Origin of the sequence: Butyrivibrio sp. XPD2002 (assembly GCF_000423945.1) — a bacterium.
In the GTDB taxonomy this organism is placed as follows: Bacteria; Bacillota; Clostridia; order Lachnospirales; family Lachnospiraceae; genus Butyrivibrio.
In genome coordinates, this window is the sequence record NZ_AUIY01000001.1 from 152,032 (window position 1) to 177,462 (window position 25,431).

Consider the following 25,431-nt stretch of genomic DNA (forward strand, 5'->3'; position numbering starts at 1 on the left):
ATTGACAATGGCTGGGTGGGTTTTTGTTGTTGACGATGACATGACCAATCTTCTTGCTGCGGGGAATATTTTAAGCAAGAACAATATACGTGTTACGGCTATAAAATCAGGTAAAAAGCTTCTTGAGCATCTGAAAAATAATAAGCCGGATCTTATACTTCTCGATATTCTCATGCCCGAAATGGACGGTTTTGAAGCGTATGAAAAGCTTAGAGCACAGGAGAAGGAAAGCGGGGAGGATGAGATTCCTGTAATTTTTCTTACTGCAGACGAGGATAAGGAGGCAGAGAACAAGGCTCTGAACCTCGGAGCAGTCGATTTTATTCATAAACCCTTAAATGAGGATGTCCTTTTAAAGAGAATTCTCAATGTTCTTGAAAATCGCTCACGAATCCGCGAGCTTATTAATGATGCTACCATTGATGGGCTGACAGGATTTTTGAATAAGTCAGCTGTTAATGAGAAACTTAAGGAAAAGTGCCTGAATGAAAAGGGTGCTTTGGTTATTCTTGATATTGATAACTTCAAAAAGGTAAATGATCTGTACGGTCACGATAAAGGTGATGAGGTACTTAAAGCCTTTGCCGATATTATTACAAAGAGTACCCGTGAAAGGGATGTTATCGGCAGAATCGGCGGTGATGAGTTTATTATCTTCCTTAAGAATTTTAAGGGCGAGACAGGTATAAGCTCTCTGAATGAACGTGTTAATGCTGAGCTTAAGGAACGCATGAAGGAGATGGTGGGCGACCTTATTCCATTTAATGTTGGTGTTTCCATAGGCGTTTCCTTCATTCCTGACGATGGAAGAGATTACGATATCCTTTTCAGAAAGGCTGATACTGCGCTTTATCAGGTTAAGCAGCATGGTAAGCATGGCTATAACATCTTTTCTGATAACATGGATCAGATCATTACTTATGATGTTGCCTCCAAGGATGAGATTGACAGAATAAGTAATGTCCTTAAAGAAAATGAGACCTATAACAGTGCTATGTGGGTTGGCCAGGATGCCTTCAGTCATATTTACAGATATATGATGAGGTATATCAAGAGCTATCACAGTACTGCATATAAAGTTCTTTTTAATGCCACACCTGCATCTGATGATATTAGTGAGGTTGAATTTACTGAGTATATGAAAAAGCTCGGAACCTTCCTTACGAATTCTCTTAGAAAAAGTGATGTCATGATGCAGAACGGTATAAATCAGTTTTTCTTATTCCTCCCGGACATTGATGAAAAGCATATCGACAATGTTATTGGAAGAATTATAACCTCCTGGAAGCAGCTTGATTTTTCATCCAAGATCAATGCGACATACGAGTTTGAGCTTATTACTGTCGAGGATAAGGGCAGTGCTCGTAGACGTTCGGGAGATTTCTCCGGAAATTAAAAAAATGAATTGGAGCTCTTTAAATGATTGCTTTTGTAAACGGAATACTTGAAGAAAAAAGAGATCTGCTGGCAGTTATCGATGTTGGAGGTATTGGCTATAATGTCAATATCTCTGCTTATACTGCGGACAGATTGCCTTCTAAGGGTGAAGCTGTTAAGCTTCATACATATATGAGTGTGCGTGAGGATGCCATGAATCTCTATGGCTTTCTTACAAGGGATGAGCTTGAGTTTTTCAAGCTCCTTATCAGCGTAAGCGGAATAGGGCCTAAGGGCGGCCAGGCGATTTTATCGGTAATGACGCCCGATGATCTGAGATTCGCCATTATTTCAGGCGATTCAAAGGCTATAAGTAAAGCTCCCGGCGTCGGTAAAAAGACTGCTGAGAGGCTTGTTCTTGAGCTTAAGGATAAGATATCCAATGATGATATTCTTGCAGGTAAGGCCGGCAGCTCAGTTGAGGGACTTCCTGTACCGGGTGGTGATGAAACTCCTTCTAATGAGGCAGTAGAGGCACTTGTAAGTCTTGGCTATGGTCTCACAGAAGCATCAAAGGCAGTAAGAACTGTAATTGCTTCAGGAAATGCCGATGCTGAGGACACAGAGGCGATACTTAAGCTCGCTTTAAAGGAATTAATCTGATATTGAGTTGGTGATTGTATGGAAAAAAGATCGATAAAAACCTCCGCTGACAGAGGGAATGGTGCAGTCAGCGCTGGCTTTTTGGATGAGGATAGAAAAATAGAGGGGTCACTAAGACCCAAGAAATTAAAGGATTATATTGGGCAGTCCAAGATAAAGGACAACCTGAATATATCTATAGAGGCTGCAAAGAAGAGAGGTCAGAGCCTTGACCATATCTTATTGTATGGCCCGCCCGGACTTGGTAAGACTACCCTGGCAGAGATCATTGCAGCTGAGATGGGCGTTCACTGCAAGGTTACAAGCGGACCTGCAATTGAAAAGCCCGGTGATATCGCAGCTATTCTAAATAATCTTAAAGAAGGGGATGTTCTTTTCATCGATGAGATACATCGCCTTAACAGACAGGTTGAAGAGGTTTTGTATCCTGCAATGGAGGATTACAAGATTGACATTATGATCGGCAAGGGACCGACTGCCAGATCAATAAGACTTGACCTTCCGCACTTTACACTTATAGGTGCTACAACAAGAGCAGGTATGCTTTCAGCACCCCTTCGTGACAGATTCGGAATGCTTTACAAAATGGAATTTTATGAGACCGAGGAGCTGATGCAGATCATTATGCAGTCAGCGAAGGTTCTTGGAGTTGAAGCAGAGGACCTTGGCGCAAAGGAGATGGCAAGAAGAAGCCGTGGAACGCCGAGAATCGCCAATAGAATTCTTAAGAGAGTAAGGGATTATGCACAGGTAAGATATGACGGTGTTATAACCGAGGAGGTTGCAAGAACAGCCCTTGACCTTATGGATGTTGACAAGCTTGGACTTGATCATAACGACAGGACGCTTCTTCTTACTCTTATTGAGAAATTCGGAGGAGGACCTGCAGGACTTGATACCCTGGCTGCTTCAATAGGCGAGGATCCAGGTACCATCGAAGATGTTTATGAGCCATATCTTTTGAAAAACGGACTGATCAACAGAACTCCCCGGGGAAGAGTTGTGACAGACCTTGCATATACACATCTTGGGTTACAGCCAATGACAAATACATGATATTGTGGTAATATTATCTCTATAAAATAACATTCAATACTATTGAAATCTCACTCTTTGAAAGTATAAAATATAAAAAATAACTTTCGAGTTTGAGGTGGGGAGGAAAAATTTATGGCATCTAAGACAGATACTGAGGTAATCATTGGAGGTAAAGTCTTTACTTTAAGTGGTTATGAGAGTGAGGAATATCTTCAGAAGGTTGCTTCTTACATAAATAATAAGATAGCTGATTACAACAAAATGGACGGTTTTAAGAGACAGCCTCTTGATACTCAGAACGTACTTCTTCAGCTGAATATTGCAGATGATTACTTTAAGGCTAAAAAACAGGTTGAGATGCTTGAAGGACAGCTTAGTGATAAGGAGAAGGAGCTCTATGATATAAAGCATGAGCTCATTGCTACTCAGATTAAGCTTGAGAATACAGAGAAAAATGTGAAGAACCTTCAGTCAGATATCACTGAGGATTCAAGAAAAATAATCCAGATGGAAACAGAGCTTAAAACTCTTAAAAAGTGATAATGAGGCTGCCGCAGGGCAGCCTTTTTTGCTAGAGGTGTTATATAATGATTAAGAAAGTTGAACTTCTTGCGCCGGCAGGTAATTACGAGACAATGCTCGGTGCCTTTAATGCAGGAGCAGACGCCGTTTATTTGGGCGGACAGGGCTTTGGAGCCAGGGCATTTGCCGACAATTTTACAAATGAAGAAGTTATAAAGGCTATAAGGTATGCTCATCTTCATGGCAAGAAGATTTATCTTACTGTTAATACACTTTTGAAGGAAAATGAGATACCTGCGTTTAAGGAATTCTTTGCACCCTTTGCCTATGCGGGCCTTGACGGAGCTATTATTCAGGATTTCGGAATTTTCAAAATGATAAGAGAATCCTACCCCTGGGTTGAGCTTCATGTCAGCACGCAGATGACAATTACAGGTGAAAAGGGAGCAAAGCTTTTAATGGATCTTGGAGCGTCAAGAGTGGTTCCTGCAAGGGAGCTCTCACTGTCTGAGATCAGAAGTATCCATGAAAACTGCAGGTTCGATGATGGGAAGAGTATTGAGATAGAGGCGTTTATTCACGGAGCTATGTGTTACTGCTACTCCGGAGCATGCCTGTTTTCGAGCATGGTCGGTGAGAGAAGCGGAAACAGAGGCCGCTGCGCTCAGCCCTGCAGACTTCCCTATAAGACAGCTAACAAGGGTGAATGCTATCCTTTGAGTTTAAAGGATATGTGCATGGTAGACAGGATACCTGAGCTTATCGAGGCTGGAATCGATTCCTTTAAGATTGAAGGAAGAATGAAAAAGCCTGAGTATGCTGCAGGTGTTACAAGCGTTTACCGCAAATATATTGATAAATATTATGAGCTCTCTGAAAAGGATCCTGATTTTAAAGAGGGCAGCATAAGTCTCACAGCTTCAGATAAGGACAGGAAGATTTTGTCCTCATTATATCTTCGTTCAGAGATTGGCGAGGGATATTATTTCAGGCACAACAGTCCTGATATGATAACCCTTGATAATCCTGCATATAATGGATCCGATGATAAGGTTCTGGAGAATGTAAGGAATCGCTTTATCACTGGTGAAAAGAAAATTGATGTGGAACTGTCCTGCAGATTAAGAGTTGATGAGCCTGCTGAGCTATCGATTAAGACAATAGGAAACGCAGAAGGTAACGAAGTGTCTGCCTCTGTTAAGGGAGATGTGGTTCAGGAAGCTCTTAAGAGATCCATGACAAGGGAGGATATTGAAAAGCAGTTATCAAAGTTTGGAAATACTGCGTTTATGCTTACTTCGTTGTCTGTAGATATGGATACAAAGGGGATTTTTATGCCCAATAAGGCACTTAACGAGCTTAGAAGAAGTGCCTGCACAGCTCTTGAAAATGAGATAATAAAGAGTCTTGGCTATAAAATTCCTGAAGAAACTGCAAATAGTGAGCCGTTTGGATTAGATGATGATGCAAAGGCTCCTACAAAGGAAGCGCCGCATAAGTCTGGTAAAGAGTCATGCATTGCCGTATCAGTAATGAACCAGTCCCAGCTACAGGCTACTGCCGATTTCTTTAGTAAGGGCAAAGCTTTTGGAAGAATATATGTTGATAGCAGAATTGTTCTTTTAGAAAATAGACTTCCGGAAATTTCGGGCTGTGATTACTATATTTCACTTCCTTATGTTTTGAGAAATGAAGACTTCTTTAATGGACATAAAGAGGTGGAGGATATTCTTAAAAAGGCTGATGAACTTAAGGTTAAAGGCGTTCTTGTAAGAAGCACAGAGGAGCTAAAGCTTGTAAAGGATGCAGGATACAAGGGAGAAGTAGTTCTTGATTACGGCCTTTATATCTGGAATCATGAGGCATTATCACTGTACAAGGAGGCTGTGGGAGAACTCGATTTAAAGGGCTTTAATCTGCCCCTTGAGCTTAACTCGTATGAGATGTCTGATTTACTTAAAGAGTCTTATATGAATGATCCGGGTAGTTCTACAGAGCCAGCAGGAATTCAGGTATATGGCAGAGTTCCCATGATGCTCACTGCGAACTGCTTAAAGAATACATTGGATAAGTGTTCGGGAAAACGTGGAACATTGTGCGATTATGAGAATACAGGAATAACTGACAGAACAGGAAGAAGACTCCCTGTTTCTTATGACTGCATGCATTGCAATAATATTATATGGAACAGTGTTCCTGTGTCACTTTTTAAAAAGACCAAAAAGCTTAAGAGCATGGCAGATAAATATAACCTGATTTACAGGATTGATTTTACTATTGAGAAGCCTTCAGAGGTCTCTGATATTCTGGATGCTTATGTGAAGGTTTTATATAGCGATAACAAGGATGGATCAAAGGACGCGGATAAGGTGCTTTCTGCTATGGATTATACAGCAGGGCATTTTGAGAGAAGCGCGGACTAAGCTTACACGATGATTGAATTATACTTAACTGAAATATCTAAATATGTTATTACAGGAAGCATGGCGGCTTTTACTTTATTCAGCTTCCTGGTGTTTATGTACAAGGGTGAAAAAAGGCGCGGGTGGATTTATGCGCTTCAGACCGTTGCTCTTTTTGCCACTCAGTTTGCATGCTTTATTCAGATTATTGCCCAAACGGGCAGTAAGCGCTATTTTTTGCTGCTGATGATCCAGACACTGGTACTTATCAGCACCATTTCCATGTTTAAAATGGTATACCCCGACGGGAACAGGCTTTTAATAAATAATATGTGCATGTTCCTGATGGTCGGAATGATAATGATTACGAGGATTTCCTATGGCAAGGGAATAAGGCAGTTCATTATTGCCAGCGCTTCACTTGTTATTGCATTCCTTGTTCCTGAGATATTATTCAGGTGTGCTTTCCTTGAAAGGATGGGATGGATTTTTGCAGGAATAGGTCTGGCGGTACTTCTTATTCTTTTGATTTACGGCTCTGTTACCAACGGCTCCAAGATCAATTTCAGAATAGCAGGACTTTCCTTCCAGCCTCAGGAAATAGTAAAGATTATATTTGCATTTTTTATAGCATCGATCCTTGCGCAGAAGAAGGATTTTAAAACGGTTTGCATAGTGACGGCCATTGCTGCCGCCCATGTGCTTGTGCTGGTTCTTCTAAAGGATCTTGGAAGTGCGCTGATTTATTTTGTTGTTTATTTGTGTGTCCTCTTTGTTGCGACCAATCAGCCACTGTACTTTTTGGGAGGACTTTTTTCGGGAGCTGCGGCGAGCTTTGTTGCGTACAAGCTGTTTCCTCACGTTCAGCAAAGAGTCCTTGCCTGGAAGGATCCCTGGACTGAAATCGATTCCACAGGCTACCAGATAACCCAGTCACTTTTTGCCATAAGCGGTGGCGGTCTCTGGGGGCTTGGCTTATATGGCGGAACACCGTCCTCAATTCCCTATGTTGAAGAGGACTTTATGTTTGCGGCGATCGCAGAGGAGCTTGGAATTATCTTTGCCTCCTGTCTTATCGCTGTTTGCATATCAACATTTTTGATGATACTTTTAGAGGCCTATAAGATTAAGAATAATTTCGGAAGACTTCTGTGCGTTGGACTTGGAGTAACCTACATATTCCAGGTGTTCCTCACGGTTGGTGGAGATTCCAAATTTATTCCGCTTACCGGCGTCACACTTCCGCTTGTAAGCTATGGTGGAACATCAGTCATGGTTACTATCGTCATGCTTTCGCTTGTAGAGGGCGAATGTCTTGTAAGGAGCGACGAGAGATATCAGGCTTATTTAGAAAAAAAGAGGGAGAAGATGAATGGAAGAAAAAAATAAATCTTATCCCATTATGATAATTGGCTGTGCTACTGTTTTTCTGTTTTTGACAATGATCATCTACATCTGTTCATATGCCATAAGTAATGAGCGCGTAATGATGGACAACAGCTATAATGCTCATCAGCAGCTTTTAAAGACGAAAAACAGTCGCGGTACAATCTATGCAAATGATGGACAGATACTTGCAAAAACCGTAACGGATGCAAACGGAAATGAATTGAGAGAATATCCCTTTGGTAAGGTGTTTTCACATGTGGTTGGCTTTTCGGTAAACGGAAGAAGCGGCATTGAGAACCTTGCGAATTACTACCTCATTAATTCCCACGCTACCTTAAAGAGTAAGGCCAAGGCCAAGGAAAATGAGCTGAAATTCCCCGGTGACAGTGTCTATACCACCCTTGATGTGAACCTTCAGCAGACAGCCTATGAGGCTTTATCTGCAAGAGAGGGAGCAATTATTGTAACGGATGTAAAAACAGGTAAGATTCTTGCACTGGTGTCAAAGCCTGATTTTGACCCCGGTACAATCCTTGATGAGTGGGAGGATATTACCTCTGATAAGGAAAATACTCAGCTCTTAAACAGGGCAACCCAGGGGCTTTACCCTCCGGGATCAACCTTTAAGATAGTCACTTCTCTTGAATATTACAGAGAAAAGGGTGATGAATATCTAAATTACAGATATAATTGTAATGGTAAGTTTACTAGCGGTAACGACACGATAAAATGCTTCCATGGAGAGAGTCACGGAGCTCTTGATTTCACGGGTTCCTTTGCGAAATCCTGTAACTCATCCTTTGCGAATATCGCACTGCAGCTTGACAGGGCTTCCTTTGAGAAGACTCTTGCAGGACTGATGTTTAATTCCGAGCTTCCGTGGGATATGAATTATTCTGTATCTACAGCTACCTGTAATGAGAAGCTTGCGGACGGCGATATGATGCAGCTTGGAATTGGTCAGGGTGCAACTACAGTGACACCTCTTCATATGAATCTCATTACGTCTGCGATTGCCAATGACGGAGTACTGATGAAGCCTTATCTTCTTGAAAAGGTTGAGACAGAGGACGGTAAGGTATTAGAGGAGTTTGAACCATCAAAATATAAGACCCTGATGTCTTCAGATGAAGCATATTATCTTCAGAACATGATGGAGAAGGTTGTTAAGGAAGGAACCGCTTCAAGGCTTAAGGGGCTTGAATACACAGCAGCAGGAAAAACCGGATCAGCTGAGTTTAAGGACAGCACGTCAGACTCACACGCATGGTTTACAGGCTATGCACCTGCAGAGAATCCTGAGATTGCTGTGACAATTATCGTTGAAAATGCAGGCTCCGGCGGTGAATATGCAGTGCCGATTGCCAAGAGAATTTTCGATGCTTACTTTGGGAAATAGAGGAGTCAAAGGTTTTGTCTATAAGGGGATTTTGTACTTTTGCTAAAAATCTTTATATTGGGGAATCTGTGAAAAGGCCTGCGATGGTTAGGTGGAAGCTTAAGCATGGCGCCGGACAGCTTTTTATCTATGTGATCACTTCATCTGAAATACCGGATGGGCAGATAGAGATTAAGCACTGTGCCTTTTTGAAGCAGAAGTATTATCAGCGCCACCCTGCATTTATTTACGGCATTGCCGGAAGCTACAAGGAGGCTCTCGATATTGTCCTTAAGATGTTTGCTGAGGCTGATGAGAGTGGTATGACTGGCGATGTAAGAGGGTACTTAAACAGCGCGTTGGGGGATAATTAATGGGGATCTTTTTAACAGTCTTGAAAATAACAGGGCTAGTACTTTTGGGAATACTGGCGCTGTTATTACTGATAGTAATTTGTGTTCTGTTTGTTCCAATAAGATATAAGGCAGATGCGGTAATAGCGGAGACAGATCTCGAAAAGGGACCTTCGCTCATACTTGAAAATCTGACCGCAAATGCTTCATTTAGTTGGCTTTTACACCTTGTTCGGGGCGGAATAAACTACCCTGAGTCAAAAGAGTTTACCGCAAAAGTATTATGTTTTACTGTTTTTCCTCCGAAAAAGAAAAAGGATGATGATTTAGAGAACGAGGATGATAACGACTTTGAGGAGGATTCCTACGAACCCTCTGAAACCGGGTATGCGGAGGCTTTGGAGAAGGAAGAAGGCTTTGAAGCAAAGCCTGACAAGGAAGAGGATGGCGAAGAGGGAGCCGGTAAGGGCGATGCGATTCTTGAGGAGCCTGTAGAGGAAAAAGATAGCACAGAATCTGATATTAAAGAAGAAAATGCATCCTATGATGAAGACTTTGATGATGACGATGATGGCAAAGACTTCTTCGAATTCCTTGGCGATATTTTTAATACAATAGGAAAAATAATAAAAATACCACAGGATGTATTCAAAAAAATACAATATACAATATCTAGAATTTATGCTAAGATAAACATGGTTAAAAATACGCTATCTAACGACATTTTTAAGCGTGCTTTCGAGGTTACCAAGAAGCAGATTTTCCGGGTTCTGAAAATGATATTGCCCAGGAAATTCAGTGCGGATTTTCTTGTGGGGACAAGCGATCCTACAATAACCGCAGATATACTGGCTGCTTACGGTGTTATGTATCCTGTACTTGTTAATAAGGTATTTCTTACTCCGGATTTTGAGAGGCAGATACTTGCAGGGAAAGTACATTTAAAGGGCAAGATAACCGTATTTACCATAGTTTGGGCTGCCGGAGTTCTCTATTTTAATAAGGACGTAAGGAAGACCTACAGACGTTTTAAGAAAATATTAGATTCATAAGTTGGGGAGTATTATATGGGAGATTCAAATTTTAATTCCGTTGTAGATTCTCTGATGGGCGGTATGAATAAGATTATGGGAGCCAAGACTGTAGTTGGAGAAGCTACTAAGGTTGGTGACACTATAATCGTTCCGCTGGTTGATGTGTCCTTTGGTGTAGGCGCAGGTGCCAGTGATGCCGACAAGAAGAATTCCGGAGCAGGCGGTTTTGCAGCCAAAATGTCGCCCAGTGCGGTTTTGGTAATCAAAAACGGTCAGACTAAGCTTGTTAATATCAAGAATCAGGATGCTGTTACGAAAGTACTCGATCTTGTTCCTGATATAGCAGATCGCTTCATGAATCGCGGTAATGACATGATGGATGATGACAGCGCGGTAGATATTGCCTTTCCTGAAGATGAGAACCTGAGTTAATTTGTAGTATAGGGGGTTCCGTATGGAAAAGTTTCTAAGTGAGGAAAGAATCGACAAGGCAACAGAGGAGGAGCTTCTCGAGATGAAGCTCTGGATCTACAAGGAGAGCCAGAGACTTGAGCAGGAGCAGCGCATTGTCGACACAAAGGTTGCTGAGATTGAGGACGAGATGAATAAGTTCCGTCAGAAATTTCAGTTTGAGAGAAGCCAGTTCGAGCATGATAAGCAGAAGTTCAAGGACGATCAGGCTCTCTTTGATCAGCAGATAGAGATTCTCAAGGATGGCTTTGATAAGCTCAATGCTGACAGAAAGAAAATCGAGCGTGAACGGAAAAAGCTCGAACAGGAGAGAGGCTTCCTTCGTGAGGATGAGTACAGCAGAGCTGAATTTTTCTTCCAGGGCGTTAATTCTCTTTTAGCGCTCAAAAAGCGTTACAGGGATCTGATGAAAATCTATCATCCCGATAATATGTGCGGTGATCACAGAGTCTGCGATATGATAAACGAGGAGTATAACATACTTCTCAGACAGTTTGATTCATATATGAAGGCCTGATTACAACTTAATATCAGCTGTAAATAAATTTTGCTTGCATTTGCTCAACTTTTCTGTTATGATATCTCATGTTGCGAATATTTATTAGTGAAATTTATCTATTCGCGTGATGTATTTGATTAAAATATGGCTTATAAGGAGGTGTCAAAGTGGCTAAGTGTGAAGTATGCGGCAAGAGCGTTCATTTCGGTAACAACGTAAGCCATTCCCATAGAAAGAGCAATAGAATCTGGAATGCTAACGTACATAAGGTTGCTGTTAAGGTTAACGGTGGAACAAAGAGAATGAACGTTTGCACAAGCTGTCTCAGATCAAAAAAGGTTGAGCGTGCTTAATTCATTAAGATTTGATTATTAAAGGATTCACTGAGGTGAGTCCTTTTTTACTTCTATTTTTTGCACAATTAGTTTATAATCTCTTATATGCAATTTTAATGGAGGTGTAGTATGAAGTCTACTTCAATGAATACCCATATGGGCAGTATCGCAATAGATAATGAAGTAATTGCTCAGTATGCAGGGGCTGTTGCCAATGAATGCTTTGGTATCGTCGGCATGGCTAATGTAAATGTTGCTGAGGGACTTGTTAGTCTTTTAAAGAAGGACAACATCAAAAGAGGAATTAATGTTACTGTTGGTCCTAATAGAAAGCTCACTCTTGATTTTCATGTAATTATCGCTTACGGCGTGAGCATTTCAGCTGTTACCGACAATCTGATAGATAATGTTAAGTACAAGGTTGAGGAATTCACCGGCCTTGAAATTGAGAAGATAAACATCTTCGTTGAAGGCGTTCGCGTCATCGACTAAGGTTCAAGGAGGGTAAGAATTTTGAGTAACACATTAAAAGCGTCTGATATAAAAAAGATGTTTCTTGCGGGCGCTAGTAATTTGAATGCGAAAAAAGAATGGATCAATGAGCTTAATGTATTCCCTGTTCCCGATGGAGATACAGGTACGAATATGACAATGACCATCATGTCTGCAGCTAAGGATGTAAAGGCACTTCCTGATGATGTAGATATGGGAACACTTTCTAAGAATATCTATTCTGGTGCCATGAGAGGTGCAAGAGGTAATTCCGGTGTTATCCTTTCACAGCTCCTTAGAGGTTTTACAAAGGGCATTCGTGATTACGAAGAGCTTGATGCAGCAATTATCGCTGATTCCTTTGATAAGGCTGTTGAGACTGCGTATAAGGCAGTTATGAAGCCTAAGGAAGGTACTATTCTTACAGTTGCCAAGGGCGTGGCTGAGAGAGCTATGGAGCTCTCCAAGGAAGGTGCTGAGGAACTTGCTCCTTACTTTGAAGAAGTTATCAAATATGGTGATGAGGTTCTTGCCAAGACTCCTGAGATGCTTCCTGTATTAAAGCAGGCAGGCGTTGTTGATTCAGGCGGACAGGGACTTATGCAGGTCCTTAAGGGCGCTGTTGACGCATTCCTTGGCAAAGAGGTTGATTATACTGTTGATGAAGCTGCAGCAACACCTGTTGCAAGCAGAGCCAAGGCAGAAGCTGAGGTTGATATTAAGTTCGGTTACTGTACTGAGTTTATCGTTCTTCTTAACAAGCCTCTTAATGTTAAGCAGGAGATTGACTTCAAGGCATTCCTTGAATCGATCGGTGACAGTATCGTAATGGTTGCTGACGACGAGATCTGCAAGGTTCACGTTCATTCCAATGATCCCGGACTTGCTATTCAGAGAGCTCTTATGTATGGTCAGCTTTCCAATATGAAGATTGATAATATGCGTATGGAGCACCGTGAGAAGCTCTTCCATGAGCAGCAGAACGGCGTATACGCTGAGATTGAAACTGAGATCAACGGTGCTGCTGAGTCTACACCTACCTATAGTGCAGGTGATGACATTCCGCTTAAGGAGAGCGCTACAGGTGCAGCTAAGGAAGAAGAGCCTAAGTTTGTAAATTCAGAGCACAAGGAAATCGGCTTTGTTGCTGTATGTGCAGGTGATGGACTTGCTGAGATCTTCAGAGGACTTGGCGTTGACTATGTAATCGAAGGCGGTCAGACCATGAATCCCAGCACAGAGGACATTTTCGAAGCTGCTGAGAAGGTTGACGCTGATACAGTATTTGTACTTCCTAACAATAAGAACATCATTCTTGCTGCTAACCAGGCTAAGATATTGATGGAGGATAAGGGTGAGAATAAGGAAATCATTGTTATTCCTACCAAGACTGTTCCTCAGGGTATCACAGCTGCAATCAACTTCATGCCCGGCGTTTCCGCTAAGGAAAATGAAGAAGGCATGGTAGAAGCAATAACAACTGTTAAGACAGGTGAAGTTACCTACGCTGTTCGTGACACTATGATCGATAATGTTACAATCAAGCAGGGTGACTACATGGGAATCGGCGATAGCGGAATCCTTGGTGTCGGCGGTGATATTGCTGAAGTAACTGAGATGATCGTTGATAAGATCGCAGATGATACTACTGAGCTTATCAGCTTATACTATGGTTCAGATATTAAACAGGAAGAGGCTGATGCTCTCTGCGAGAGTATTACTTCCAAGTTCCCCAACTGTGATGTTGAGGTTCAGTATGGTGGTCAGCCGATTTACTATTATATTGTGAGTGCGGAGTAAGATGACGGGTAGAAAAAATCCATCATTAATTGAACATGTATCTACTTTAAAGGGCGTTGGCGATAAAAGCAGCGCCCTTTTTGAAAAGTGCGGAATTAAAACCGTGCAGGATCTGCTTCTGTATTTTCCAAGGGACTATGACATCTGTAAGGAAATAAGGAATGTCTCTGATCTTGTTCCGGGAGAAATAAGTGCTGTAAGAGTTACGCCTTCATCCAATATTGCTGTGAAGAAGGTTAGAAACTTAAGTATTCTCACCTTTAAGGCATCCGATGCGACAGGTGAAATACAGATCACTTATTTCAACATGCCTTTCATGAGAAATAATATTAAACCCGGGCATTATTATGTCTTTAGAGGACTTATTCAGAGAAAGGGCCGCGGCTATGTAATAGAGCAGCCAAAGATGTACAAGACTGAGGATTATATGGAAATAATGGGCTCAATGCAGCCCAAGTATCCTCTTGTAAAGGGACTTTCCAATCAGCTTATCATTAAGACTATGAAGCAGGCTATTCCCAGTACTCCATATTTGGAGGAGATGCTTCCTTCCTATATTCGCGACAAGATGAAGCTGATGAATTTTTCGGAAGCAGTAAGGAAGATTCATTTCCCTCTTAATATGGAGGCCTTTACAGAGGCAAGGAAGAGAATTGCCTTTAATGAAATTCTGCAGTTTATATTAAAGCTCAGATTCCTTAAAAGGGAAGAGGATGTTTCCATAAATGATTACGTCTATAATTCATCTGATTTCTCAGATGGACTTATTGAAAAGCTTCCCTATAAGCTGACCGGTAAACAGATGTCTATCTGGGATGAGATTAAAAATGACCTTGAGGGCGAGCATGTAATGAACAGGCTTATTCAGGGTGATGTTGGCTCCGGCAAGACTATTCTTGCGTTTTTATCACTTTTATTTACTGCTGAAAATGGCTATCAGGGTGCAATAATGGCGCCTACCGAGGTCCTTGCAAGGCAGCACTACGAGTCATTTGTGGAGATGGCGAAGGAGTACGGGCTTCCTCTAAAGCCGGTACTGCTTGTGGGCTCTTTAACTGCCAAGGAAAAGAGAATTGCCCAGGAGAGCATAGAGAGCGGCGAAGTTAACTGCATAGTCGGAACAAATGCTCTTATTCAGGAAAAGGTATCCTACAAGAATCTTGCCCTGGTTATAACAGACGAGCAGCACAGATTCGGTGTTAAGCAAAGAGAACAACTCTCTGAAAAAGGAAAAAATACTCATATCTTAGCAATGAGTGCAACACCCATTCCGAGAACACTGGCTATTATCCTGTACGGAGACCTTCACATCTCTGTTCTTGATGAGATGCCTATAGGAAGAATACCTATTAAGAACTGCGTAGTTGGTACGGAGTACAGACCTACAGCTTATAAATTCATAGCTGATCAGATATCAAAGGGGCATCAGGCTTATGTAATATGTCCAATGGTTGAAGAGGGTGAGATGGACGGTGTCGAGAATGTCACCGACTATACAGATAAGCTAAAAGACGCAATGCCATCTAATATAAGGATTGGTACGCTCCACGGAAAGATGAGGCCCTCTGAAAAAGAAAAGATAATGGCAGAGTTTGCTGCGGGTAATATAGATGTTCTTGTTTCCACGACGGTTATAGAGGTAGGTATTAACGTTCCTAATGCAACTGTAATGATGATCGAGAATTCCGAAAGATTTGGCCTTGCTCAGTTACATCAGCTTCGCGGAAGAGTCGGAAGAGGAAAAGCTCAGTCATACTGCATTTTCATTAATACCTCAGGACGCGAGGAGGCAAAGGAGCGTCTTGATATCATGAATCATTCAAATGACGGTTTTAAGATTGCAGAGGAGGACTTAAAACAGAGAGGTCCCGGTGACCTTTTTGGTATAAGACAAAGCGGAGAGATGTCCTTCCATGTGGCAGATATTTATCAGGATGCTGCTCTTATAAGAGAGGCGGCAAGCCTTGCAGATACGCTGCTTTCAGAGGATCCGGACCTCATAATGGAAGAAAATGCACCGCTTAAGGAGTGGCTTTCCTCAAATTTATTTGACTTTACGGCTTTATAAAAGTAAAATTTAGTAGAGTATGTGTTCGACTAATACAATATATAGTGTACTTACATGGAGGAAAACATGTCAAAAGTTGCAATCATAACTGATACAAACAGCGGAATTATGCCTGCTGAGGGAGAGGCTTTAGGTATCAAGGTAATACCTACGCCCTTTATGATTGATGGTGTTGAATATTTAGAAGGCATTAATCTTACTCAGGAGGACTTCTTTAAGAAGCTTGCTGAGGGAGCTGATGTTTCAACAAGTCAGCCCAGCCCGGGATCCACTCTTGAGCTGTGGGATGAGATGCTTAAGGAATATGATGAGATAGTTTATATACCGCTCAGTAGTGGCCTTTCAAGCTCTTGCCAGACTGCTACGATGCTCGCTGCCGATGATTACGAGAATAAGGTTTTCGTAGTTAACAATCAGCGTATCTCCGTAACAATGAGACAGTCTGTTCTTGATGCTGTAGAGATGCGTGACAAGGGCATGAACGGTAAAGAGATAAAGGAAAAGCTCGAAGAGGTTAAGTTTGAATCAAGTATTTACATTATGCTTGATACACTTTATTACCTCAAAAAGGGCGGAAGAATAACACCGGCTGCTGCAGCCCTTGGTACACTGCTTAAGCTTAAGCCTGTTCTTCAGATTCAGGGGGAGAAGCTTGATGCGTTTGCGAAGGCAAGAACTGCAACACAGGGTAAGAATATTATGATAAACGCTATGCTCGCTGATTTTGAAAACAGATTCGGCGGAATTGATGCACATGATGTTCACCTTAGCGGTGCTTATTCATACGATCTTGAAAAAGCAAATGAATTTAAGAGCGAGGTAGAGGCTGCATTCCCCGGCTATCAGATGCATATGGATCCCCTTTCACTGGTGGTTTCATGTCACATCGGACCCGGAGCACTTGCAATAGCTGCCTCCAGAAAAGTTCATGTTTGAGTGTAAGAAAAAGTTTTAGTAAGGTTGGGGAGTTTTATGTCAACAAATAATAACTATGATGCGTCGAGCATTACAGTTTTAGAGGGGCTCGAAGCTGTAAGAATGAGACCCGGTATGTATATCGGAAGTGTTTCAACAAGGGGACTTAATCACCTTGTCTACGAGATTGTAGACAATGCAGTTGATGAACATCTTGCCGGTCACTGTTCTCAGATAACGGTTACACTTAATCCTGACGGAAGTGCGACCATTGAGGATAATGGACGAGGCATTCCTGTTGGTATGCACGCTAAGGGAATTACCGCTGAGCGAGTAGTTCTCACTATGCTACATGCCGGAGGTAAGTTCGATAATAATGCATATAAGACCAGTGGTGGTCTTCACGGTGTTGGTTCATCTGTTGTTAACGCTTTGTCTACCTGGCTTAAGGTTCAGATAAGGACTGACGGTCAGATCTATGAAGATGCCTACGAGAGAGGCGTTCCCACAGTAGAGCTTAAAAACGGGCTGCTTGAGCCTGTAGGTAAGACGAGAGATCATGGTACAACCATTTCTTTCCTTCCTGATCCTACTATATTTGAGAAGACACGCTTCAGAGAGGAGGATATAAAATCCAGACTCCATGAGACTGCCTATCTTAATCCCGAGCTTACTATCATCTATATAGATGACAGACCGGGCACTGAGGAATATATCGAGTTCCACGAGCCTGAGGGAATCACCGGATTTATCAGAGATATGAATAAATCCAAGGAAGCCGTTACAGATGTGATTTTCTACAGCGGTGAGATGGATGGTGTTTCCGTAGATGTGGCTTTTCAGTATGTTAATGAATTCCATGAAAATATACTTGGTTTTTGTAACAACATTTATAATGCCGAGGGTGGTACACACCTCACCGGCTTTAAAACCATGTTTACCAATATTATCAATCAGTACGCAAGAGAGATTGGTGTCCTGAAAGGAAAGGATAGCAACTTTAACGGAACTGATGTAAGAAACGGCATGACAGCTGTTGTCAGCATTAAGCACCCGGATCCCAGATTTGAAGGTCAGACCAAGACCAAGCTGGATAACCAGGACGCTGCCAAGATCGTGTCACAGATTACAGGTGATGAGGTTACACGTTTCTTTGACCGTAACCTTGAGATATTAAAATCAATAATCGGCTGTGCTGAGAAGGCTGCCAAGATCAGAAAAACAGAAGAGAAGGCAAAGACAAATCTTCTTACAAAGCAGAAGTATTCATTCGATTCAAATGGTAAGCTTGCCAACTGTATAAGTAAGGATGCTTCCAAATGCGAGATCTTTATCGTAGAGGGAGATTCTGCGGGAGGTAGTGCCAAGATGGCAAGAAACAGAGAGTTTCAGGCTATTCTTCCTATCAGAGGTAAGATCCTTAACGTTGAGAAGGCCAGCATAGATAAGATTCTTGCAAATGCCGAGATCAAGACAATGATCAACGCCTTTGGCTGTGGCTTCTCAGAGGGCTATGGTAATGACTTCGACATCTCCAAGCTTCGCTATGACAAGATAGTAATCATGGCCGATGCCGATGTCGATGGTGCGCATATTGCGACACTTCTTCTTACTCTGTTCTATAGATTCATGCCCGAACTTATTTTTGAGGGCCATGTTTATATAGCTATGCCGCCTCTTTACAAGGCGATGCCCAGCAGAGGTAAGGAAGAATATCTCTACGATGATGCAGCTCTTGAGAGATATCGTAAGAATCACAAGGGACCCTTCACACTTCAGAGATATAAGGGTCTTGGTGAGATGGATCCTCAGCAGCTTTGGGAGACAACACTTGATCCCGAAAACAGAATGATGAGACTTGTTGAGATCGAGGATGCCAAGATGGCTTCACATATGACGGAGCTCCTCATGGGTAATGAGGTTCCGCCGAGACGAGACTTTATACACCAGCACGCTACAGACGCTGAACTGGATATTTAAATCAAGGAGAAGGCGTCAGCGAGGCTGACGGATGAGGTAATATGGAAGAGAAATTAATTCGCTCCGAGTACTCGGAGATAATGCAAAAATCATATATTGATTATGCCATGAGCGTTATAGTTGCTCGTGCGCTTCCCGATATCAGGGACGGCTTAAAGCCCGTTCAGCGCAGAACCTTATATGATATGTATGAGCTCGGCATAAGATACGACAGACCTTATCGTAAGAGTGCTCGTATTGTCGGTGATACCATGGGTAAATATCACCCCCACGGTGACAGCTCAATTTACGACTCACTCGTTGTTATGACTCAGGAATTCAAGAAGGCAGTGCCTCTTGTTGACGGTCATGGTAACTTTGGCAATATCGAGGGTGACGGCGCCGCTGCTATGCGTTATACAGAGGCCAGACTTGCTCAGATAACACAGGAGAATTTCCTTGCTGATCTCGATAAGGATGTTGTGGATTTCATCCCTAACTTTGATGAGACAGAGCGTGAACCTACTGTTTTACCTGTAAAAATCCCTAACTTTTTAATTAATGGATCTGAGGGTATCGCCGTAGGTATGGCTACCAGTACACCTCCTCACAATCTTGCTGAGGTTATTGACGCTGAGATTGCCTATATGCAGAATCCTGAGCTTAACACAAAGCAGCTCATGAAATATATCAAGGGACCTGATTTCCCTACAGGCGGAATCGTAATCAATAAGGACGAGCTTCGCTCCATCTATGAGACAGGACAGGGTAAGGTTCGTGTCAGAGGTAAGGTTGAGGTCGAGAAGGGTAAGGCAGGTCATATTAACCTGGTAATTACTGAGATTCCCTACACCATGATCGGTGCAGGTATCGGTAAGTTCCTTTCTGATGTTGCTGACCTTGCTGAAAAGAAGATCACTAACGATATTATTGATATTTCTAACCAGTCATCAAAGGAAGGAATCCGTATCGTAATCGAGCTTAAGAAGGATACTGATGTAGAGAACTTCACCAATCTTCTCTACAAGAAGACAAAGCTTGAGGATACCTTCGGTGTAAACATGCTTGCTATCTGTGATGGAAGACCTGAGACCATGAGTCTTCAGTCCATCATGAAGGCAGTAGTTGACTTCCAGTTTGAGACTGCAAGAAGAAAATATACAACACTCCTTCATAAGGAGCAGGATAAAAAGGAAATACAGGAAGGTCTCATCAAGGCCTGCAATGTAATTGATATAGTTATTGAGATCCTCAGAGGTTCAAAGGACAGACCTATGGCTAAGGACTGCCTTGTTAACGGTAATACTGAGGGTATCAGATTTAAGAGCGAGGCTTCAAAGGCCATGGCAGCTCAGCTTCTTTTCACAGAGAGACAGGCAGAAGCAATCCTTGAGATGAGACTGTATAAGCTCATCGGACTAGAGCTTGATGCCCTTGTTAAGGAGCATGAGGATACAATTGCCAAGATCTATCGCTATGAAGATATACTTGAGGATCATGAGTCCATGTCCCTTGTTATCCAGAATGAGCTCAGCGAGATCAGAAAGCGCTACGGCTCAAAGAGAAAGACAGTTATCGATAACCTTGAGGATGCTGTTTATGAGGAGAAGCCGGTTGAAGAGATCGATGTAGCATTTATCATGGACCGCTTTGGCTATGCCAAGACCATTGATGTTACTACCTATGAGAAGAATCTTGAGACCATCAAGGCTGATTTCAGATATTCATTTATCATGAAGAATACCGGTAAGGTTTGTATTTTCACTGCCAGCGGTAATCTCCATACAATTAAGGCTATGGATCTTCCTGCTGGAAGAATGCGTGACAAGGGTGTTCCCATTGATAATGTCAGCGATTTCGATACCACAAGTGATCGTATTATCTATGTGGCAAGTCAGAGCAGCCTTAACCTTTACAGAATCATGTTTGTAACAAAGCAGGCCAACACCAAGATTGTTGATGGCGGCGAGTTCGATGTTTCAAGAAGAACAGTTGCTGCAACAAAGCTTGCTGAAGGCGATGAGGTTGTAAGCGTTCATGAGGTACATGAGATAAGCACTGTTGTATTCCAGTCTGAGGCAGGATTCTTCTTAAGATTTAATGTTACAGATATTCCTGAGAAGAAAAAGAGTGCTGTGGGTGTTCGCGGAATGAGACTTGGTGCCAAGGACTTCATAAGAGAGGTTTATTATCTTGGCGAGGCCGAGGAGAAGACAATCGAGCACAACAACAAGAAGCTTCAGCTTGATCACCTGAAAATCACAAGTAGGGATACCAAAGGAACCAAAGTTCGTTTATAATAACTTGTTGCGTTTTTATAGATTAAGATTTGGAGATATTTATGAGAGTTATTGCCGGTGAAGCAAGAAGATTAAGATTAGTAACACCTGAGGGAAATGAAACAAGACCTACTCAGGACAGAATCAAAGAGACTCTTTTTAATATGCTGCAAAATGATGTACCGGGAGCTGTATTTGTCGATGTTTTCGCGGGTAGCGGAGGCATTGGCATAGAGGCTCTGTCAAGAGGCGCAAAGAAGGCATATTTTATTGAGAATAATATTAAAGCAGTTAAGTGTATCAATCAGAACCTGCAAACTACAAAATTTGAAGACAGAGCCACTGTATTAAAGCAGGACGTTCTTGTTGGATTAAAGAATGTTAAGGAGACGGAAGTCGATATTATATTCTGCGATCCGCCGTATGAATCAGGCCTTTATGAGAGAACCTTCGCGCTTCTTTCAAAGATGCCTTATGTGACAGAATATACGATGCTTATTGCTGAGTGTAGTCTGGATATGGATTTATCAGTTTTTGAAGATAATGGTTTTGAAATCGTCAAGGAGAAAAGATATAAGACTAATCAGCATGTATTTATGAAGAAAAGTGTTTAATTATTTAAATTACATGCTTGGTTATATATTTATTCTGTGAGAGGGGTATACACAGAAAGGAAGAGAGATTTTGAGAAAAGAAATTTGGGGAAAGCGCAAATTAGCGCTGGTATTAAGTGCGCTCTTATTTGCGGAAAGCGGAGCTTCCATGGAGGTTCTTGCTGCAGGAACAGAGGAAACTCCTGCAATCGTATCAGAGTTTGAGGATTCTATTGATGCAGACCAGGCTGTAAGTGACGGAGATGCTGATCTTACAGAAGAGAACATTGATGATTCCCAAGATAAGGAAGAGGGAACAAAAGAAGAGACAGTTACTGAAGAAGGTAACGACAAAAAGGACGAAGAGGTTACTGAGGATAAGGCAGATTCATCAGATGATGAATTCGAGGAAGCTGTATCAGACGGTAACGCTGAGACAGAGGACACAGAAGATAAGGACGAGGCAGTATCAGATGGTAATGCTGAGGTTCCCTATTCTGAAGAGTTTAACTTCGAAACAGTTGTAGACGGTTATACAATTAAGCTTCATGCTGAAACAGGCGTTGTTCCTACAGGCACAGAGGTATCAGTAGAAAAGGTAAATAAGGTTTGCGGAGAAAAAACTGATGACCTTGTAAATGAGGTACTTCCCGAGGATTCAGTTGTTTATGAATCAGCATCCTTTAATATCACACTTATTAAGGATGGTCAGGAATTTGAGCCCGATGACAAGGTTTCTGTAGAGATTACTCTTAATGATAAGCTCGCTGACTTAAATAATGAGAATGACTCTGTATCTGTTCAGGTATTCCATATCGATGACAATGCAGTAACTACTGAGGTTCCTGCAGATGTTAATGATGATGCTACAGATGTTTATGACGGTAATGAGGAAACTGTTGTAAGCTATGATGCTGAAAGCTTCTCTGTATATGATGTATCTGCAGTTCTTAACTTCACAACTACAGAGGTTACTGCAGAGGTTAACCCTGTATATGAGAATCTCATTGATGTAAGCGATGAAGAGCTTCAGGCTCTTGGTGAAGGTGTTGATTCTGCATCAAACGTTAAGGCACTTATGGCTTCAAACGGTAATTGCACATCAATGCAGGAGATGGGTGAAGCATGTAAGAGAGGAGTTATGGCAAGACAGGCTCCTATCACAATTAACTTTAAGCTTCCCGGAATCTACAACGAGACAAAAATCCTCAACAGCATGATTCCGATCGCGTTTGAGCATACAGGTGTACCGAATGAGGGTGACTATGTACAGTGGGCTTCAATCATGAGAGCTTATCAGTCATCAGTTGCTTATGTTGATGGTATTACCTATGGTTCAATCCAGGTTAAGTATGTATATACACATAACTATGCACAGGAGGTTGCTACAACCAATAAAATAAACCAAATTGTAACAACTCTTGGCTTAAAAAATGCTAAATCAGATTATGCTAAGGCAAAGCTTGCTTATGATTGGATCGTAGAACATGTTAAATATGATTATCAATTCAATGATAAAAAACAAAGAGGTGATTATTCACCTTGGTCTTGTTATTCCGCAGCAGTAACGAATCATACAGTCTGTGAAGGGTATGCACTTCTGTTTTACAGAATGATGCTTATAGCAGGTGTTGACTGCAGAATGGTAGCAGGCGATGGTGGAAGAGTGCCAAATATCGGTGGCCATGGTTGGAACATAGTTAAGCTAGGTAATTATTATTACAATGTTGATAGTACCTGGGGATCAGAAGAAAAAGAAACTGCCTATAAATGGTTCCTAAAAGGTAGTAGGAACTTTGACAGAGTTTCTTATGATGGCAAATCATTTATTCATGCAAGATATGATGACTATAACACTGCAGAATTTAATTACGTATATCCCACAAGCACCACAGACTTTACTTCTAAGGAAAGAACAAACACTTCAGGCGTAAGTGTATCACTTAATATGGGTAGCGCTACAGTAGGTGTTGGAAGCTCAGTTATGCTTAAGGCAACAGTTAAGGGCAGCACCAATCAGTCTGTAATGTGGAGTTCTTCAGATTCTACAGTTGCAAGAGTTAATACTCTTGGTATCGTATACGGTGTTGGGAACGGTGAGTGTGAGATCTTTGCTACATCTGTAGTAGGTGGTAAGAAGGCTCGCTGCCGTGTTCTTGTAACAGACGGACATGTTAAGACTATTGATGCAGATACAAGAAGCATTACTGTATATGCAGGTAGCAAGGCTACTATCAATGCTTATGTATTCCCTACATGGGCAAGCAACAAAGGCATTAAATATAAATCCAGCAATAAGTCAGTTGCCAGCGTAAGTAAGAGCGGTGTTGTAACCGGTAAGAAGCCCGGTAAGTGCACAGTTACATGTACTTCCCGTGATGGCGGATACAAGGTTAAGATTAAGATTAAGGTTAAGAAGTCTAAGAGAGTTAAATCAATCAAGCTTACAAAGAAAAAGCTTAAGCTCGCTGTAGGCGAGAGATTTACTCTTGGCGTTAAGTTTAATCCTAAGAAGGCTACAAACAAGGAAGTATCCTGGAAGAGTAATAAGCCCGGTGTTGTTTCTGTTGATGCAAACGGTAATCTTGTAGCTCTCAGCAAAGGTAAGGCTAAGATTACAGCCAAGTCTGCTGACGGTAAGCACAAGGCTACCTGTACCGTAAGGGTTAAATAAAAAAGAGGTTTTAAAAATATGAAAATAGCTGTATATCCCGGAAGCTTTGATCCTATCACTTTAGGTCATCTCGATATTATCAAGAGAGCATCCAAAATGTTTGACAAACTGGTTGTTGTCGTGAGCGTTAACACCGCTAAGAGTCCGTTGTTTTCGCCTGATGAACGTGTTAAGATGATAAGAGAAGCTACTGCAGATCTCAGCAATATTGAGGTTGATTCCTATGAAGGCCTCATCATTGATTATTGCAAGGAGAATAATATTAAAATTCTGCTCAGAGGACTTCGTGCTATTACGGATTTTGAATATGAACTTCAGATTTCACAGACTAACAGAGCGTTTTCACATAATGAAGTTGATACGGTTTTCCTTACCACAAGTCTTGAGTACGCATATCTTAGCAGTTCAACTGTTAGAGAATTCGCAAGCTTCCACGGGGATATAAGCCGATGCGTAACACCTGAGGTTGCACAAATGGTTTATAAAAAATACGGGTATGAGAATAAAGCGTAAAGGGGGATTTATAGTATGAGCAGTAGAATTGAACAATGTATTGATGAAATAGAAACATTTATTGAAAGCTGCAAGCACCAGCCTCTTTCTCACACAAATATCATTGTCAATAAGGAAGAAATTGACGAGCTTCTTCGAGAGCTTAGAAGTAAGACTCCTGAGGAAATTCGCAGATATCAGACTATTATCAGCAATAAAGAGGCTATCCTTGAGGATGCTCGTAAAAAGGCTAAGGATTTGATCGACAAGGCTACGGAGCAGACTCACACCATGATAAATGAGCATGAGATCATGCAGCAGGCTTATGCACAGGCTAATGAGGTTATAGCTCATGCGGCTAAGCAGGCTGAGGAGATTTTAACAAAGTCTACCAATGAAGCTAATCAGATGAAGGCTGCTGCCGTAAGCTACACAGATTCACTCTTAGCTGATGTAGAGGAGATTGTTAATAAGGCAATTGATACTACAAGCGCTGCAAACAATGCTTTGCTTAAGGATCTGACCAATTACAGTGAGACCATTAAGTCAAACAGAGCTGATCTGGTTCCGCCCAGCGTTACTCCCGCTAGTGTTAAGGAATCTGTCAGACCATCAGCTAATATGACAGAGATAAGCCCTTCACTGGATGATTATGAGGAAGATGATGGTCTTAATCTTGATATGCTTTGATATTGTTA

At 41.8% G+C, this 25,431-nt stretch carries 22 protein-coding genes; all 22 read left to right on the forward strand.

Annotated elements, in window-relative coordinates; translation table 11 throughout:
* Positions 1 to 7: 7 nt before the first annotated feature.
* The 22 genes from G587_RS0100605 to G587_RS0100710 all read left to right on the forward strand — a co-directional run bounded on the left by G587_RS0100605 (position 8) and on the right by G587_RS0100710 (position 25,423).
* Positions 8 to 1,396 carry a GGDEF domain-containing response regulator gene (locus tag G587_RS0100605; RefSeq protein WP_026490638.1) on the forward strand — a complete coding sequence of 463 codons (1,389 nt, stop codon included), beginning with the start codon at positions 8 to 10 and terminating at the stop codon, positions 1,394 to 1,396.
* A gap of 23 nt (positions 1,397 to 1,419) precedes the next feature.
* Positions 1,420 to 2,040 (forward strand): Holliday junction branch migration protein RuvA, encoded by a 621-nt coding sequence (gene ruvA / locus G587_RS0100610; protein WP_026490639.1) that lies wholly within the window; start codon positions 1,420 to 1,422, stop codon positions 2,038 to 2,040.
* A gap of 18 nt (positions 2,041 to 2,058) precedes the next feature.
* Positions 2,059 to 3,096, forward strand: a complete 1,038-nt coding sequence (ruvB, locus tag G587_RS0100615) for a Holliday junction branch migration DNA helicase RuvB (RefSeq protein ID WP_026490640.1) — start codon at positions 2,059 to 2,061, stop codon at positions 3,094 to 3,096.
* Between the two features lie 114 nt (positions 3,097 to 3,210).
* Positions 3,211 to 3,618, forward strand: coding sequence for a cell division protein ZapA (zapA, locus tag G587_RS0100620; RefSeq protein WP_026490641.1), 408 nt, complete (start codon positions 3,211 to 3,213; stop codon positions 3,616 to 3,618).
* Positions 3,619 to 3,665: 47 nt separating this feature from the next.
* Positions 3,666 to 6,023: a peptidase U32 family protein gene (locus G587_RS0100625; protein WP_026490642.1), complete on the forward strand. Its 2,358-nt coding sequence runs from the start codon at positions 3,666 to 3,668 to the stop codon at positions 6,021 to 6,023.
* A 9-nt stretch (positions 6,024 to 6,032) separates the two neighbouring features.
* A complete protein-coding gene (locus G587_RS20800) occupies positions 6,033 to 7,391 on the forward strand; it encodes an FtsW/RodA/SpoVE family cell cycle protein (protein ID WP_035785241.1) in 1,359 nt (452 codons plus the stop codon).
* Positions 7,375 to 8,790: a peptidoglycan D,D-transpeptidase FtsI family protein gene (locus G587_RS20805; protein WP_051200467.1), complete on the forward strand. Its 1,416-nt coding sequence runs from the start codon at positions 7,375 to 7,377 to the stop codon at positions 8,788 to 8,790. Before G587_RS20800 ends, G587_RS20805 begins: the two co-directional genes overlap by 17 nt.
* 83 nt (positions 8,791 to 8,873) lie before the next feature.
* Positions 8,874 to 9,143 carry a hypothetical protein gene (locus tag G587_RS0100640; protein ID WP_081679284.1) on the forward strand — a complete coding sequence of 90 codons (270 nt, stop codon included), beginning with the start codon at positions 8,874 to 8,876 and terminating at the stop codon, positions 9,141 to 9,143.
* Positions 9,143 to 10,174, forward strand: a complete 1,032-nt coding sequence (locus tag G587_RS0100645; protein ID WP_026490644.1) for a hypothetical protein — start codon at positions 9,143 to 9,145, stop codon at positions 10,172 to 10,174. Before G587_RS0100640 ends, G587_RS0100645 begins: the two co-directional genes overlap by 1 nt.
* Before the next feature lie 15 nt (positions 10,175 to 10,189).
* Complete coding sequence (locus tag G587_RS0100650; protein ID WP_026490645.1) at positions 10,190 to 10,588, forward strand: GerW family sporulation protein; 399 nt, start codon at positions 10,190 to 10,192, stop codon at positions 10,586 to 10,588.
* Positions 10,589 to 10,610: 22 nt separating this feature from the next.
* Positions 10,611 to 11,144, forward strand: coding sequence for a hypothetical protein (locus G587_RS0100655; RefSeq protein WP_026490646.1), 534 nt, complete (start codon positions 10,611 to 10,613; stop codon positions 11,142 to 11,144).
* Positions 11,145 to 11,293: 149 nt separating this feature from the next.
* Positions 11,294 to 11,479, forward strand: a complete 186-nt coding sequence (rpmB, locus tag G587_RS0100660; RefSeq protein WP_022759940.1) for a 50S ribosomal protein L28 — start codon at positions 11,294 to 11,296, stop codon at positions 11,477 to 11,479.
* Between the two features lie 111 nt (positions 11,480 to 11,590).
* On the forward strand, positions 11,591 to 11,953 hold the full coding sequence (locus G587_RS0100665; protein ID WP_026490647.1) for an Asp23/Gls24 family envelope stress response protein: 363 nt from the start codon (positions 11,591 to 11,593) through the stop codon (positions 11,951 to 11,953).
* Between the two features lie 18 nt (positions 11,954 to 11,971).
* Positions 11,972 to 13,753 carry a DAK2 domain-containing protein gene (locus G587_RS0100670; protein WP_026490648.1) on the forward strand — a complete coding sequence of 594 codons (1,782 nt, stop codon included), beginning with the start codon at positions 11,972 to 11,974 and terminating at the stop codon, positions 13,751 to 13,753.
* 1 nt (position 13,754) lies between these two features.
* Positions 13,755 to 15,821: an ATP-dependent DNA helicase RecG gene (recG, locus tag G587_RS0100675; protein ID WP_051200469.1), complete on the forward strand. Its 2,067-nt coding sequence runs from the start codon at positions 13,755 to 13,757 to the stop codon at positions 15,819 to 15,821.
* Positions 15,822 to 15,887: 66 nt separating this feature from the next.
* Positions 15,888 to 16,757, forward strand: a complete 870-nt coding sequence (locus tag G587_RS0100680; RefSeq protein WP_026490650.1) for a DegV family protein — start codon at positions 15,888 to 15,890, stop codon at positions 16,755 to 16,757.
* Positions 16,758 to 16,793: 36 nt separating this feature from the next.
* Positions 16,794 to 18,716, forward strand: coding sequence for a DNA gyrase/topoisomerase IV subunit B (locus G587_RS0100685; RefSeq protein WP_026490651.1), 1,923 nt, complete (start codon positions 16,794 to 16,796; stop codon positions 18,714 to 18,716).
* A gap of 41 nt (positions 18,717 to 18,757) precedes the next feature.
* A complete protein-coding gene (locus G587_RS0100690) occupies positions 18,758 to 20,995 on the forward strand; it encodes a DNA gyrase/topoisomerase IV subunit A (protein ID WP_026490652.1) in 2,238 nt (745 codons plus the stop codon).
* A 41-nt stretch (positions 20,996 to 21,036) separates the two neighbouring features.
* Positions 21,037 to 21,588: a 16S rRNA (guanine(966)-N(2))-methyltransferase RsmD gene (gene rsmD / locus G587_RS0100695; RefSeq protein ID WP_026490653.1), complete on the forward strand. Its 552-nt coding sequence runs from the start codon at positions 21,037 to 21,039 to the stop codon at positions 21,586 to 21,588.
* 70 nt (positions 21,589 to 21,658) lie between these two features.
* A complete protein-coding gene (locus G587_RS23945) occupies positions 21,659 to 24,241 on the forward strand; it encodes an Ig-like domain-containing protein (RefSeq protein ID WP_051200471.1) in 2,583 nt (860 codons plus the stop codon).
* Positions 24,242 to 24,259: 18 nt separating this feature from the next.
* Positions 24,260 to 24,754, forward strand: a complete 495-nt coding sequence (coaD, locus tag G587_RS0100705) for a pantetheine-phosphate adenylyltransferase (RefSeq protein WP_026490654.1) — start codon at positions 24,260 to 24,262, stop codon at positions 24,752 to 24,754.
* A gap of 15 nt (positions 24,755 to 24,769) precedes the next feature.
* Positions 24,770 to 25,423, forward strand: a complete 654-nt coding sequence (locus G587_RS0100710; protein WP_026490655.1) for an HrpE/YscL family type III secretion apparatus protein — start codon at positions 24,770 to 24,772, stop codon at positions 25,421 to 25,423.
* Positions 25,424 to 25,431 lie beyond the last annotated feature (8 nt).